Annotated in this window: 13 protein-coding genes; 12 read left to right on the forward strand and 1 reads right to left on the reverse strand. The window is 65.9% G+C overall.

Annotated features, from left to right (window positions below; all coding sequences use genetic code 11):
• Positions 1-41: 41 nt before the first annotated feature.
• Positions 42-1,562: a DUF5690 family protein gene (locus ACZ1J6_RS03770; protein WP_465127422.1), complete on the forward strand. Its 1,521-nt coding sequence runs from the start codon at positions 42-44 to the stop codon at positions 1,560-1,562.
• Here the strand turns inward: ACZ1J6_RS03770 and ACZ1J6_RS03775 are convergent.
• Complete coding sequence (locus tag ACZ1J6_RS03775; RefSeq protein ID WP_431569059.1) at positions 1,522-2,733, reverse strand: MFS transporter; 1,212 nt, start codon at positions 2,731-2,733, stop codon at positions 1,522-1,524. The genes ACZ1J6_RS03770 and ACZ1J6_RS03775 overlap by 41 nt on opposite strands.
• 379 nt (positions 2,734-3,112) lie before the next feature.
• Between ACZ1J6_RS03775 and ACZ1J6_RS03780 the strand changes: the two genes are divergently transcribed.
• From ACZ1J6_RS03780 to ACZ1J6_RS03830, 11 genes are all read left to right on the forward strand, one after another.
• Positions 3,113-4,339, forward strand: a complete 1,227-nt coding sequence (locus tag ACZ1J6_RS03780; protein ID WP_431569058.1) for a CaiB/BaiF CoA transferase family protein — start codon at positions 3,113-3,115, stop codon at positions 4,337-4,339.
• The gene (locus tag ACZ1J6_RS03785; protein ID WP_207912925.1) at positions 4,336-4,986 is read left to right on the forward strand and encodes a GntR family transcriptional regulator; all 651 of its coding nucleotides are present in this window, start codon (positions 4,336-4,338) and stop codon (positions 4,984-4,986) included. Before ACZ1J6_RS03780 ends, ACZ1J6_RS03785 begins: the two co-directional genes overlap by 4 nt.
• 48 nt (positions 4,987-5,034) lie before the next feature.
• Positions 5,035-5,613 carry a cysteine hydrolase family protein gene (locus ACZ1J6_RS03790; RefSeq protein WP_431569057.1) on the forward strand — a complete coding sequence of 193 codons (579 nt, stop codon included), beginning with the start codon at positions 5,035-5,037 and terminating at the stop codon, positions 5,611-5,613.
• Between the two features lie 175 nt (positions 5,614-5,788).
• On the forward strand, positions 5,789-6,997 hold the full coding sequence (locus tag ACZ1J6_RS03795) for an FAS1-like dehydratase domain-containing protein (protein WP_132265517.1): 1,209 nt from the start codon (positions 5,789-5,791) through the stop codon (positions 6,995-6,997).
• 10 nt (positions 6,998-7,007) lie between these two features.
• Positions 7,008-8,174 carry a CoA transferase gene (locus ACZ1J6_RS03800; protein WP_431569056.1) on the forward strand — a complete coding sequence of 389 codons (1,167 nt, stop codon included), beginning with the start codon at positions 7,008-7,010 and terminating at the stop codon, positions 8,172-8,174.
• Positions 8,171-9,364: a CaiB/BaiF CoA transferase family protein gene (locus ACZ1J6_RS03805; protein WP_431569055.1), complete on the forward strand. Its 1,194-nt coding sequence runs from the start codon at positions 8,171-8,173 to the stop codon at positions 9,362-9,364. The genes ACZ1J6_RS03800 and ACZ1J6_RS03805 overlap by 4 nt, the downstream gene beginning before the upstream one ends.
• A 19-nt stretch (positions 9,365-9,383) precedes the next feature.
• Positions 9,384-10,259 carry an NAD(P)-dependent oxidoreductase gene (locus ACZ1J6_RS03810; RefSeq protein WP_431569054.1) on the forward strand — a complete coding sequence of 292 codons (876 nt, stop codon included), beginning with the start codon at positions 9,384-9,386 and terminating at the stop codon, positions 10,257-10,259.
• Between the two features lie 25 nt (positions 10,260-10,284).
• A complete protein-coding gene (locus ACZ1J6_RS03815) occupies positions 10,285-11,247 on the forward strand; it encodes an SMP-30/gluconolactonase/LRE family protein (RefSeq protein WP_465127423.1) in 963 nt (320 codons plus the stop codon).
• Positions 11,244-12,068, forward strand: a complete 825-nt coding sequence (locus ACZ1J6_RS03820) for an HTD2 family dehydratase (protein WP_431569052.1) — start codon at positions 11,244-11,246, stop codon at positions 12,066-12,068. The genes ACZ1J6_RS03815 and ACZ1J6_RS03820 overlap by 4 nt, the downstream gene beginning before the upstream one ends.
• A 13-nt stretch (positions 12,069-12,081) precedes the next feature.
• A complete protein-coding gene (locus tag ACZ1J6_RS03825) occupies positions 12,082-13,560 on the forward strand; it encodes an aldehyde dehydrogenase (protein ID WP_431569051.1) in 1,479 nt (492 codons plus the stop codon).
• 91 nt (positions 13,561-13,651) lie between these two features.
• Entirely contained in the window at positions 13,652-14,782 is a 1,131-nt protein-coding gene (locus tag ACZ1J6_RS03830) for a Rieske 2Fe-2S domain-containing protein (RefSeq protein ID WP_431569050.1), read from the forward strand.
• The last annotated feature ends 8 nt before the right edge of the window (positions 14,783-14,790 follow it).

Below are 14,790 nucleotides of genomic sequence, written 5' to 3' on the forward strand. Positions count from 1 at the left end.
TTCTCGCTAGGAGGTCGCAGGATGCCCGGAATTGTTGCCGAATGTCGGAAAAGGGCGAAGCTTCGGGCATCTTCGGCGCGCCCATGCTGCGGCATTCCGGAACACTTCGGCGCGATATCGGGCTTGATCGGGCACGCCGCATGAACACGCTGGCGGCGGAGCGAATGTCGGCCTGGAGCGGGCCGGACGCAGCCATGAAGACGCGGCCCTCGCTGGGCCAGGCACTGGCCCGGGGGCCTTCTTGGATGCTGGCGCTCTACGGGGGACTGGCCAGTTTCGCGGCCTATTTCTCCATGTATGCCTTCCGCAGGCCCTTTACCGCCGCGACATATGCGGACGTGCCGGGCTGGGAGGGCGTGGTGGACTTCAAGGTCGCGCTCGTAATCGCGCAAGTGGCCGGATACGCGCTCTCCAAGTTCATCGGGGTGAAGGTGGTGTCCGAGATGGCGGCGACCCGCCGTGCCGGCGCCATCGTCGGCCTCGTGGCGTTTTCGTGGGTAGCGCTGGTGCTGTTCGCGGTGCTGCCGCTCTCGTGGAAAGTGCTGGCGCTGTTCCTCAACGGCTTGCCGCTGGGCATGATCTGGGGCCTGGTCTTCGGCTATGTCGAAGGACGGCGCACCAGCGAAGTGCTGGCATCCATCCTTTGCGCCAGCTTCATCGTCTCGTCCGGCGTGGTCAAGTCGGTCGGCCTCTGGCTGATGACAGCCATGGACATCAGCGAGTTCTGGATGCCCGCGGCGACGGGACTGGTGTTCTTTCCGCTGCTGCTCGTCGCGGTCGTTGGCCTGTCCCAAATGCCGCCGCCCAGTCCGCAAGAACAGGCCGAACGCATGGCCCGCCCCCCGATGGCCGCCGCTGCGCGCCGCGAATTTCTGCGCGATTACGGCCCCGGCGTGGCCTTTCTGGTGCTCGCCTACGTCCTTTTCACCGCACTGCGAGACTTGCGCGACAACTTCGCTGCCGAGATCTGGAGCGAACTGGGCTATGCGGGCGTTTCCGAGGTCTTCACCGCCAGCGAGTTGCCGATCGCGGTGGTGACGCTGACGATCCTCGGCAGCCTCGTGATGGTGCGGGACAACCGCCGGGCCCTGATGGCGGTACATGTCATCGTCATGGCCGGCGCGCTGCTGATCGGACTTTCCACCCTGGCGTTCCAGCTCTCGTGGATCGCGCCCCTGCCGTGGATGATCCTTTCCGGTCTGGGGCTCTACCTGGGTTACGCGCCTTTCAACGCCATGCTGTTCGACCGGCTGGTCGCGGCCAGCAGAAGGGCGGGGACAGCGGGGTTTCTGATCTACGTGGCCGATGCCTCGGGCTATGGGGGCAGCGTCGCACTCACGCTGCTGCGCAACGTCCCGGGCGTGTCGCTGGACTGGCTGCACTTCTTCATCTGGCTCGCCTATGCCTCGTCCGCTGCTTGCCTGGCGATGATGGCAGCCTCCGCCGGGTATTTCCGCGTAAGGCTGGGGCAGGGCGGGAAAGCCATGCGCGCCGCGCCGCAGGAGCGGGCTGCTGCGTTCGTCAGGCCGGAACCGGTTCGCCCGGCGGCCTGTTCGGCATGAACAGCAGCAGGATCGCGCCCGCCAGGACCGCTACGCCGCAGAACGTCAGGAAGGGCCCGAAACTGCCCCCGCCACGCAAGGTCAGGCTGAGTATGATCGCACCCGTGGAAGCGGCGCCGGCGATGATGGCCGTCATCATGCCCATGACCGTGCTGTAGACCTGCACCCCGAAGGCGCGCGCAACAAGATAGCTGATAAGGTCGCCTTCGGCCCCGATGGTCAGGCCGATCAGCACGACGCCAAGAGCCACGATGGCCGTCGATGAAAGCGGGGATGCCATCACGAACAGGCCCACGGACGAAAGCGCCATGGCTGCGAAGGCCACGAGGTGCGCGGGGAGCCGGTCCAGCGCCAGGCCGCAGGCGAAGCGCCCGGCAAGCGTGCCGCTCGCAAAGGCGGAGATCATGACGGCAATGCCGCCCGCGCCGACACCCTTGTCTAGCAGCATGAGGTTCAATTGCGTGAGCGCGATGATCTGCGGGAGATTGCAGAGCAGCATGGCGCCTGCCAGCACCCAGAACGCCCGGTTGCGGAATATGGCCGGATAGTCCTCACGCGCGGCGCGGCGCGTGACCCCGGCCCCGCCGCCACGCTTTTCCGAAGGCATCAGCACCAGCGCCAGTCCGCCAAGCAGCGCGGAGACCACGGCGACCAGGACATAGCCGGCCCGCCAGCCCTGCGCTTCCACATACTGGTTGAGCAGCGGCGCGGCCAGCACGCCCATCGCGGCCGGTCCCGACGCCACAATCGCCAGCGCCACGCCCCGGGCATGGACGACATGTTGCACCACCACCCGGCTATAGACGGTGGCCGTGGTCGTGATGCAGATGAGGCCCATCGCCACGAACAGGGCGATATAGACGCGGATGTCGCCGTTCATGCGGCTCAGCAGTCCATAGCCGATCGGGCAGGCGATCACGCCGACGAATGCCGTGCGCCTCACGCCCACAACGTCGGTAAGGCGCCCGATGAACGGGAACACCAGCACGCAGACGAGCGTGAGACTGCCGACCGCAGCGAACTCGGCCTTGGACCAGCCGAATTCGCGCAGCAGGTGCGGGGCCATAATGCTGGTGATATAGCTGGTGATCGAATAGCCCGAACTGAGGCCGATGACGGCCGCCAGCAAGGGGCGCCACTGGGCGCGGAGTTCCTGAAGGTATGCCGGCATCTTCCCTCTCCGAAACCCGTACCAGTTCGCCCGGATGACTGTGCACACGGCTCAGACCACCGGCATTATCGGTAAGGGTTTCGCTCATCGTGCAGGATGCATCAAGCGACCGCGTATCAGCCCGGCGATATGAGGAACGAACATCTGAAATTGATGCCAAACCAGCGCGAGAATGCAGGTTCGATCATATTGGCGCTGCACTTGCCATCAAGCCATCGACGATGGACAGAGGCGCGACTGCCGAAAATCCGCGCGCGAAACGGCGCCATAGCCGTCCACGCGGTCCGCTGTGGCGATATCGGCAGTGCCGGGATTTCAAACGCAACGAACGGGCCTGCCTCACCTTGATGTAAAATGCATTATCTATAGACGATTGCCCATGAGCACATCTTTCATGCCTCTTGCCGGCAAGCGCGTCCTGGAACTTGGGACCATGATCGCGGCCCCTTTTGCCACGCATATCCTGTCGCAGATGGGCGCCGAAGTCATCAAGATCGAGCCGCCCGCAGGCGATACCACGCGGTCGCTGGTTCGCGGCGGACCGTCGGGCACGATCATCGCTTACAGCCATTCCAAGCGGGCGATCTGTCTCGACCTGACCACGGAGGCAGGCAAGGACGTCTTCCGCAGGCTGGCCGCGAGCGCCGATGTCGTGATCCACAATCTGGCGCCTTCGGCCGCCCGCAAGCTGGGTGTCACCGCGGACAATTTCCTCGCGGAGAATCCCAGGGGGATCCACGTCCACATCAAGGGCTATGCCCATGGCCCACAGGCGGACGACCTCATGACGAACCCGATTGCCGAAGCGGCGACAGGGGCGATGGACGATCACCGGGTGGACCAGCGGCCCACGCGTTTCGGGCCGTCCTACCACGACCAGTTCGCGGGAACTTACGCCGTCATCCGCGTGCTGGGCGCGCTGCTCGATCCCGAAGCGCCGGAAGCTGCGCGCCGGATCGAGATCGGACTCTACGAGACGGGCCTTCATCTGGCCGCCCGCGACCTGGCCGGAATGCAGTTGAAAACGCAGCTTCTGGGCCGCCTTGAAAAGGAGGGTGGCGGCGAGTTCTCGATGCCGGGTTATGGCGCCTATCTCACGGCGGACGCGCGCTGGGTCTATCTGTTGATCCTGACCGACGCGCATTGGGCGAAGCTGACCCGCGCATTGGACATGCCGGAAGACGGCAATCCCGACTATGCCAGGCTGCGCGATCGCAAGAAGGCGCGGGATGTGGTGGAGGCTGCCGTACAGGCGGCAGTGGCCGGTTTCGATTTCGAGGACATATCCGCTCGGCTGCGCAACGCGGGCATCGGTTTCAACGAAGTCATGCCGCTGGAGCGCGTCCTGGATGCGCCGCAGGCGCGGCAGCCCGGCAAGCTTCGATCGCTGGATTTCCGCGGGTTGGATTTCGAGGTCCCTGAATTTCCGGGTCAGCCGCAAGTTGCGTCCAATCTCCCGCCGCCCGAGATCGGCGAACATACCACCACGCTTCTGGAGGAACTCGGGTACGGGGCGGCGGAGGTGGAGAACCTATTGTCATCGGGCGCTGCCAAGGCTTATCAGACCGGCGATTTCGCCTGGGCGCCGGTACGGGACAAAGGATGACGGACAAGATGATGCATTATCGCACGAAAGAGGAGCAAGTCGCCGATTTCTTGCGTGAAGGCATCATCTCCGGCCGTTTTCCGCGCGGGGCTAGGCTCAAGCAGCAGGAAATCGCCACGATGCTGAACACCAGCATCACGCCGGTCCGCGAAGCGCTCAAACTGCTCGCGGCCGAAGGGTACGTCCTGGGCGACAATTACCGCGGCGCGACCGTGGCCCCGTTCGATATCGAGGCTTCCAGTGAAGTGCTGGCGCTGCGCATTCTTCTGGAAACGCAACTGGTTCGCGGCGCGGTGGCATGCGTGACGAGCGAGGATATCGCCGAATTGAAGGTGCTGGCGGACAAGTTCGCCGCGGCGTTCGAAGCCGGCGAGAACGAGGCGGTGCGGGCGGCCAACTATCGTTTTCATCATCGTATGTTCGAAATTGCCCGAATGCCGCAGACCTTGCATTTCGTGCAGATCCTCTGGGCACGCTATCCCTTCGATCTGATCAATCGCCTCAAGGGCCGCGTCAGCCGCGCGGCCGAGGAGCATGACGAACTGCTGGCTGCGCTTATCGCCGGGGACACCGCCACGGCCATGCTGGCAACCCGCCAGCACATCGAGGCCGGCTTCAACGAATTGCGCCGGTCGGTGGCGGGCTGAGGTCCGCCCGCTCTATCCCATCATCCTCAGGCAGGAGTTCCACGTCCCATGAAAACGCTCTTCCTCGTCATGGACATGTTGAACGATCTCGTCGCCGAAGACGGTTTCAGCGCCGGGAGCTACGGCGTTCAGGTGGCGGAGCGCAAGGTTCTGCCCAATACTGCAGCTGCTTTGGCGGCGGCGCGAAGCGCAGGGGCACAGGTGGGTTACGTCCGGATCGGGTTCTCGGCAGACTACCGGGAAGCGCCTGAAAACTCGCCGATCTTTTCCGGTGCCCGTCAGAACGGCATCTTCAAGCTTGGCACCTGGGGCACGGAAGTCCACGAGGCTTTGGCGCCGCGCGAGGGCGACTTCGATATCGTGAAGCACCGTGTCAGCCCCTTCTACGCGACCTCGCTCGAGGCGATATTGCGGGCGCATCGGATCGAACGACTGGTGCTCTGCGGCGTCTCCACCAATGGTGTGGTGCATTCGGGCGCGCGCGAGGCTCATGATCGGGATTACGAGGTGGTGATCCTGGAAGACTGCTGCGCTGGCGCGACAATGGATGAACACGCTCACGCCCTGGCCTGCCTTGGCCGTTACGCCCGCATCGTGCCCAGCACTGCCTTCAACTGGGCGGAATAACGGCCGCCGGACCGGCCGAACATCCATAGAATTGCGGAAATAGGCCTCTAACGCTCCAGCGATCATGCTCGCAGCCGCCTTGGCTGACGTGGACTCACGATGTGCTCCTGGATAATGCATTATCCATCAAATGCAGCCGGCAGCGAATGCGCTTGCCGCGATAGGGAGCCCAGCGATGACGGTGGAGTTGAAGGAAAAGGAAGTCGGCGGCGCGCCGGCGGAAGGCAAAATCACCCCCGAGGCGATCAAGGCGGCCGAAAACATGATCGGCATGCAGTTGCGCCCGGAGGGGCCTTATCTGCAGGACGCCACGGAAGACACGATCCGCAACTTCGGCAACGGCATCGGTGACCTCAACCCGCTTTACCGCGATCTGGAGAGTGGCCGCCTGACGCGCCACGGTTCGATGCTGGCGCACCCGAATTTCCCGATGGCCTTCGGCTGGGTCGGCCGCACCCGCTGGGGTCTGCCCGGCGTCCACGGCTTCTACGCCGGCAACGACTGGGAACTGTTCCGCCACATTCGCCCCGGTGACCGTATCAGCGCGATCGAGCGCGTGGTCGGTGTCGAAGTGAAGGAGAGCCAGTTCTCCGGGACGCTCGTGCTGCAATATGTCGAGGCGACCTATTTCAACCAGCGCGGCGAACTCGTCGCCAAGGCGCTGGGCACTTGCACCCGGCACGAGCGCAAGGCGGCGCGCGATGCGGGCAAATACGCGGACATCAAGACACACGAGTATACGCCGGAAGAGTTTGACCGGATCGACAACGCGATCCTCGACGAGGAAAAGAGCATCCGCGGCGGCAATGTGCGCTACTGGGAGGAAGTTCAGGAAGGCGAGCAGCTTCCCGAGATCGTGCGCGGCCCGCTCAGCCTGATGGACACGATGGGCTTCCTGGTCGGCTGCGGTCGCGGCCACACCCACGGCGTGATCTTCAAGAACGCGGTGAAGCATCCCGGCCACTTCTTCCGCAATCCCGAGGCGGGCGGCGGCATCGAATATACCGGCATCGGCCACCACCGCGAGTCCACTGCCAAGGAAGTGGGCGTCCCCGGCGTCTACGATTACGGCCCGCAGCGTTCGTCCTGGATGGCGTCGATGGTCACCAACTGGATGGGCGACGCCGGCTTCCTCAAGCGCATCAAGACGCGCATGAGCCGCTTCAATACGATGGGCGACTGCACCTGGGCACGCGGCACCGTGACGCGCAAATATATCAAGGACGGCTATGCCCTGGTCGATATCGAGATCAAGGGCGAGAACCAGCGCGGCGAACTGACCACGCCTGGCCTGGCGACGGTGGTGCTGCCATCGCTCGATCCCAATACCAAGGTCTTCGTAGACGGTTCGGGTCTCGATCTCGAACTGCCGGTCGTGCGCTGAGGCACGGGCAATGGCGGGGCAGGAAGATCAGGCGCCGCTGGCAGGCATAAGGATCGTCGCCATCGCCCAGGGCGTGGCGTCGGCCTATGCCGCACGGCTGCTGGCAACCATGGGCGCGCGCGTCCTGCTGGTGGAACCGGCGGGCGGATCGCCGCTGCGCCGGGAGCCACCCTTCCTCCCCGGACCATCCGGCGAAGAGACCGAGGTGAGCGCGCTCTTCGCCTATCTGGCGGCGGGCATGGACAGCGCGGTGATCGATCTTGCGTCTTCATCGGGACGCGAGGCTCTGGACCGGCACCTGGCCGAAGCGGACATCTTCTTCGACGATACGCCGCCGGGCGAGCGCGCGGCGGTGGCTCTCGACGAGGCGGGCATTGCTGCGCGGTTTCCCCGCCTGCTGCATGTCTCGGTGCTGCCCTTCGGCGCGCAAGGCGACAAGGCTGGCTGGAAGGGCGCCGACCTGATCGTCCAGCACGCGGGCGGCGAGGGCAACCTGCTGCCGAACGGGCTTGCGGTCGAAATGTTTCCCGGCCGTGCGCCGCTCAAGATCGGCGGTCACTTCGGGGAGATGCAGGGCGGCATCGCCGCGGCTCTCGGCGCGCTTTCGGCGCTTTGGGCGCGGCCGGAGGCGGGCGGGCAGGCCGTCGATATATCCAGCCAGGACGCGATGCTGGCGGTGGGCGCTTTCGCCATCCAACGCCTTGGCGACGGTTCGGTGGAGCACCGGGTGGAGCGCAGCTTCCGCTACGGCGGGGTGATCCCCTGCGCCGATGGTCACCTCGAACTGTTGACCCTTGAGCAACGGCAGTGGGATGGCCTGGTGCGGCTGCTCGGCAGCCCCGATTGGGCGACGGACCCTGCCCTGGCGAGCAGTATCGAGCGCGGGCGCCGCGGGCCGGAGATCAACCGGCATATCCGCGAATGGGCCAGCGTGCGGCGCGTGGACGACATCGTCGCCGAGGGACAGAAGCTCGGCGTGCCCCTGGCGCGCTACAAGTCGCCCGCGGAAATCCTCTCGGGCGAACAGGAAGCGCATCGCGGCCTGTTCCAGTCGATTGACATGGGAGGCGCGGGCCTGCTCGATGTCCTTGTTTCGCCGTTCCATTTTGGCGGCGCGGCGCTTTCGCTGCGAAGCGGGCCGCCTGCTTTGGCCGAGATGCTGGAAGTGACGCCATGAGGCCGCTGCAGGGCATCCGCATCGCCGACTTCACCGTGCACAATGCCGGTCCCTTCTGCACGCACCTGCTTTCGCAGCTTGGCGCCGAAGTCATCAAGATCGAGAGCGCCATGCGCCTCGACGCTTTTCGCAAGCCGCACCCGGTCTACGGCCGCGAAGGGCCGGCGACGTTCGACCAGGTGGCTTCGAACAAGCTGTCCGTCCGCATCAACCTCAAGAAGGCCGAGGGCGTCGCCCTGGCCAAGCGCATCGTCGCGGCCAGTGATGTCGCCTCCGAGAGCTTTCGCCCCGGCGTGATGGACCGGCTCGGGCTTGGCTATGCCGACCTTTGCGCGGTGCGCGAGGATATCGTGATGCTGTCGGTCTCGTCCTCGGGGCAGAGCGGCCCGGATTCGCACTTTGCGGGTTATGCGCCGCTGTTCGGCGCCTGGGGCGGCCTTGGCGAACTGACGGGTTACGCGGATGGGCCCCCGGTGGAGATCCGCCACGTTATGGACCATACGGTCGGCATGAATGCGGCAGTCGCGCTGATGGCAGCGCTGCATCGCCGCCGCGCGAGCGGGCAGGGCGTTCACGTCGACGTTGCCGCACGCGAAGTCGCCGCTTCGCTGGTCGGCGATCTGCTCCTGCTGGCGGCGGCAGGCGGCGCAACGGCGCGGATCGGCAATGCCCATCCCCGCATGGCGCCGCACGGCGTCTATCCCGCTGCCGGCGAGGACCGCTGGCTGGCAGTTGCCGTGGAGGACGATGCGGCCTGGGCTGCGCTTTGCGGGGTGATGAAACGACCGGACCTTGCTGCGGACCCCCGCTTTGCGGACGGCGCCTCGCGCATTCGGCACCGCGAAACGCTGGACACAATGGTCTCGCACTGGAGCGCCGGTGTCGAGGCGAACGCGGCGGCCGAGCAGCTTCAGCACGCCGGCGTTGCCGCCCATGCCTCCTGGACCACGCCCGAAATCGCCGCGGACGCGCACTTGCGGCAGCGCGGAGCGATCGTTTCGGTGGCGGAGCCGGATGGTACGCTGCGCGCGGCAGTCGGCGTGCCCTTGCGCCTTTCCAAGGGGGAGGACATCGGTATCCTGCGCGGAACCCCTCGGCTGGGGGAGCACGAAGACTACGTTTACGGCGAGATCCTGGGCATGGGGCGGGCCGAGCGTCTCGCGCTCGAGGCGGCCGAAGTGATCCACTGATCGCGGGATGAGGATGGACATGAGCGAGACAGCAAGCCTGGGCTTCATCGGCCTTGGCGTCATGGGCAGCGGTATGTGCGCGAATGCGGTGAAGAAGCACGGCGCGCCGCTCCATGCCTTCGACATGAATGCCGAGGCGCTGCGGGCGCAAGTCGATGGCGGCGCGCGGGGCGCCGCTTCGGTGGCGGAAGTGGCGCGCGCGGCCTCGGTCGTGTTCCTCTCGCTCCCCGGTGGCAAGCAGGTGCGGGCGGTCTGCGCGGAAATCGCGGCCCATGCCGCGCCCGGGACGGTGGTGATAGACCTGTCCACCACGGCCGTGGCCGAAGCGCGCGACGTTGCGGACTTGCTGGCTGCAAAGGGCATCGCTTTCGCGGACGCGCCGGTGGCGCGCACGCGGCAGGCGGCCATCGACGGTACGCTCTCCATCATGGTTGGCGCCGATCCGGAACTTTTCGCGCGGATCGAGCCGCTGCTGCGCTACATGGGCTCCGACGTCACGCATTGCGGCGCGGTGGGCTGCGGGCAGGTGGTCAAGCTCATCAACAATACCCTGTTGTTCGAGCAAGTGGCCGCATTGGCGGAAATGTTCGTGGTGGCAGAGCGGGCGGGAGTAGCGCCCGCCAAACTGGTGGAGGCGGTCTCGCTCGGTTCGGGAGACAGCTTCGCGCTGCGAAACCACGGGCTCAAGGCGATGGTCCCGCGGGCCTTTCCGGCAAAGGCCTTTCCGATGGCCTATACGCTCAAGGACCTGGGCTACACGATCGAACTGGCCGAGGAGATGGGCGTCGAGCCCCGGCTGCCGCGCCTGGCCGCCGAATACTACCAGGCGGCAATCGACCAGGGCCTTGGGGAGAGTTACTTCCCCGGCGTGATCGAGGTGGTCGACCGCAGATAGCGGCGGCCGGATGGGAGAGAGCCCGATGCAGGAACGCAAGCTGGACTACCGCGTGGTCACGGAGGGACTGTTGTTCCCCGAAGGCCCCATCGCAATGGACGACGGCTCGGTGCTGGTCGTCGAGATCAAGGGCGGGCGGTTGATCCGGGTCTGGCCGGATGCGCGCAAGCAGGTCGTGGCCGAGCTGGGCGGCGGTCCCAACGGCGCGGCGATCGGCCCGGACGGCGCCTGCTACGTCGCCAACAACGGCGGCTTTCACTGGCTGACCGAGGATATCTTCGACACCCGTGGCTATATGCGGCCCCACGGCCGCGCGCACGATTATGCGGGGGGATCGATCCAGCGGGTCGATCTGGAGACCGGCGAGGTCACGACGCTCTACACCCATTGCGACGGCGTGCCGATCAACGGCCCCAACGACATCGTCTTCGACGCGAATGGCGACATGTGGTTCACCGACCACGGCAAGACTTACGGCCGCGTCATGGATAGCGGCGCCGTCTATCACGCGGCGGCGGACGGTTCGTGGATCTGGCAGGCGATATTCCCGATGGTGACGCCCAACGGCGCCGGGCTCTCGCCCGACGAGCGCACGCTCTATGTTTCGGAGACCGAGACCGGCCGCCTCTGGCGCTGGCCGATCTCCGGGCGCGGCGAAGTGTCGAAACAGGCATGGCCTTCCCCCAATGGCGGGATCCTGCACGGCCAGGCGACCGGCTATCAGCGCTTCGATTCCATGGCGCTGGAGGCCAATGGCAACATCTGCGTCGCGACACTGGTGACCGGCGGCATCAGCGTATTTTCACCCGAAGGGGAGAAACTGGAATATTGGCAGGGGCCGGAGCCCTACTGCACCAATATCTGCTTCGGCGGCCCCGCCATGAAGACCGCCTGGATCACCGTTTCCGGCCGCGGCCTGCTGATCGCGGTCGATTGGCCGCGCCCTGGCCTGCCGCTGCTGCACCAACGCATGGGAGTTACCGCTTGAGCGTCTACGAAGACTGGGTTGGCCGCAGCCAGACCGCGACCGATGTGCTCGATCCCGCCCGCAGCAATGCGCTCGACGTGGCGCTGGGCGGCGCGGGCGCACTGACGGCGGGCGATGCGCTGCCCTTGCTCGATCACTGGCTGCACTTCTGGGACGTGAAGCCGCCGGCCGCACTGGGCACGGACGGCCATCCGGCCAAGGGGGGCTTCCTGCCGCCCGTGCCGCTGCCGCGCCGGATGTGGGCGGGGGGACGCCTGACGTTCCTCCAGCCGCTTCACCTGGGCGAAACCGTCACGCGTACTTCGACGATCACGGCCGTCACTGAAAAGGTCGGGAAAAGCGGCACGCTCGTCTTCGTCACCGTCCGCCACGAACTGGATGCCGGAGGCGGCATCGCCGTCAGCGAGGAGCAGGATCTGGTCTACCGCGATCCCGCGCCCGGCCTCCTGCCGCTGCCGGTCGCGGTGCCCGTGCCGGATGCGGCCTGGGCCGAAACGGTCGCGCCAGATCCGGTGCTGCTGTTCCGTTATTCCGCGCTCACCATGAACGGCCACCGTATCCACTACGACCGGCCCTATGCGATGGGCGAGGAAAGCTATCCCGCGCTGGTCGTCCACGGTCCGCTGCAGGCGGCGCTCCTGATCCGACTGGCGGGCAAGGGACTTGGCCGGCCCGTCACCGGCTTCGATTTCCGCGGGCAGCAACCCGCCTTCGACGGCATTCCCCTGCACGTCTGCGGCAACGTGACGGACCAGGGCGGCGAATTCTGGACCCAGCAGGGCGAGGCGAAGAACATGATCGCCACCGTGCGCACCGCCTGACCGGGAGAAGACGATGACCGAGACGTACCAGCTCCATATCGACGGCCAGTGGCGCGCGGCTGCCGATGGAGGCACGCTACCCGCCATCAATCCCTACGACCAGTCGATCCACGCCCATATCGCCGTCGCCACGGCCGAGGACGTCGAGGCCGCCATTGCCGCGGCGCGGCGGGCTTTCGATAGCGTCTGGAGCAAGACCACGCCGGGCGAACGGGCGAAGCTGCTCAACCGCGTGGCGGACCTGCTCGACGCCGATGCCGACCGGATGGCGTTGCTGGAAACCACCGACAACGGCAAGGTCATTCGCGAGACCCACAACCAGATGGGCTATGCCGCGCGGATCTTCCGGTACTATGCGGGCTGGGCCGACAAGATGCACGGCGATGTCGTTCCGCTGGACCAGAAGGACACGCTCGATTTCGCCATACGCGTGCCTTACGGTGTCGTGGCCTGCGTGACGGCGTGGAACTCTCCCGTGGCGATCCTGACGAACACGCTGCCGGCCGCCCTGGCCGCGGGTAACTGCGTGATCCTCAAGCCCAGCGAACATGCCTCCACCACCACGCTGGAAATGATGAAGCTGTGCGAGAAGGCAGGCTTTCCGGCAGGCGTGGTGCAGGTCGTTACCGGCGCGGGCGAAGTGGGCGCGGCGCTGACGGGCAGCAGGCTGGTCGACAAGGTGAGCTTCACCGGCAGTCCGGGCGTCGGCCGCAAGATCGCGGCGGTGGCGGGCGGGAACCTCAAGCCGGTGACGATGGAACTGGGCGGCAAAAGCCCCAACATTGTGTTCGACGATGCCGATTTCGACCGCGCCCTGATCGGCGCGCTCGCGGGCATTTTCGGCGCGACCGGGCAGACCTGCATCGCCGGATCGCGTCTCCTGGTGCAGCGCGGCATTTACGAGCGCATGGTCGAAGGCCTTGCCGCGCGGGCGGCGCAGATCCGCATGGGTGACCCGCGTTTGCCCGAAACAGAGATGGGCACGGCGGCCAACGAGCCGCAGTTCGACAAGATCCTCTCCTTCATCGCAGCGGCCAGGGGCGACGGCGCCCGCCTTGTCGCCGGCGGCGGCCGGGCCGAGGGGCCGGGGCTGGAGAAGGGCTTCTTCATCGAGCCCACCATCTTTGCCGACGTGCGCAACGACATGAAGGTGGCCGCCGAGGAAATCTTCGGCCCGGTGCTGTCGATCATCCCCTTCGACGAGGAGGAGGAAGCCGTCTCCATCGCCAATGATACGCCCTATGGGCTGGCGAGCGGGGTCTGGTCGCAGGACATCAATCGCTGCCTGCGCATGATGCGTGCCGTGCAGTCTGGCGTGCTATGGGTGAATACCTACCGCGTGGCCGCGCCGCAGGCGCCCTTCGGCGGAATGAAGGACTCCGGTTTCGGCCGGGTGAGAGGCGAGGCGGGGATCCAGGAATTCCAGCAGACCAGGAACGTGTTCATCGATTTTTCGGGCGACCGGCGTGATCCCTTTTCCATGAAGTTCTGAAAATCTTCCCGCGCCTGCCGCGATCCGTTCCTTGACATTGGATCCAATAAATCCATTATTGGATCCAATAACGATTCACAGGAGCGGATGTATGGGCAGCGCAATGCAAGCAGGGCAGGGCCGGATTTGGCCGAAAGACGCGTGGTACGTCGCCTGCACACCCGATGAGATCGAAGACCGCCCGCTCGGCCGAACGATCTGCGGAGAGCGCATGGTGTTCTTTCGCGGGCCGGATGGCGTCCCCACGGCGCTGGAAGATTTCTGCCCTCACCGGGGTGCACCGCTTTCGCTCGGTTTCATGCGCGAGGGGCGGCTGGTCTGCGGCTATCACGGGCTGGTGATGGACTGCCTTGGCAAGGCTGCGGAAATGCCCGGCCAGAAGGTCGGTGGTTTCCCGGCCGGCCGCCGTTTCGCCGTGATAGAGCGTTTCGGCTTCATCTGGGTCTGGCCGGGCGATCCCGAGGCCGCCGATCCTGCGCGGCTGCACCAACTGGAATGGGCGGAAAGCGACGATTGGGCTTATGGCGGCGGCTATTACCACATCGCCTGCGACTACCGCCTGATGATCGACAATCTGATGGACCTGACGCACGAGACGTATGTCCATGCCGCCAGCATCGGCCAGAAGGAAATCGACGAGGCGCCGGTCCGCACGCGGGCCGACGAGAATGAAGTGGTCACCAGCCGGTTCATGGAAGGGATCAAGGCCCCGCCGTTCTGGCGCATGGCGCTGCGCGGCGCCGGGCTCAGCGAGGATGCCACGGTCGACCGCTGGCAGGTCTGCCGCTTCTCGCTGCCCAGCCATGTCATGATCGAAGTGGGCGTGGCGCTTGAGGGCCAGGGCGGCTACGACGCGCCGGAAGCGGCCAAGGCCTCCAGCATCGTCGTGGATTTCATCACGCCCGAAACCGAGACCAGCCATCACTACTTCTGGGGCATGGCGCGCCGCTTTGCCGTCGATGATGCAGCGCTTACGGACACCATTCGCGAAGGCCAGGGCAAGATCTTCTCGGAAGACCTCGACATGCTGGAGCAACAGCAGGCGAACCTGCTGCGCTGGCCGGAACGGCGCTTGCTGAAGCTCAACATCGATGCCGGCGGCGTGCGATCGCGCATGATGATCGACCGGGCCATCGCCGCCGAGAACCCGGAGCCGAACGGGGCGGCGAGCGCGGGCGATCTGCCCGCCGAGCCGGCGCGGGAGGAAGCCGGCGGGGTTTGACAGTTCGC

This window comes from Novosphingobium sp. BL-S-21 (assembly GCF_055521655.1).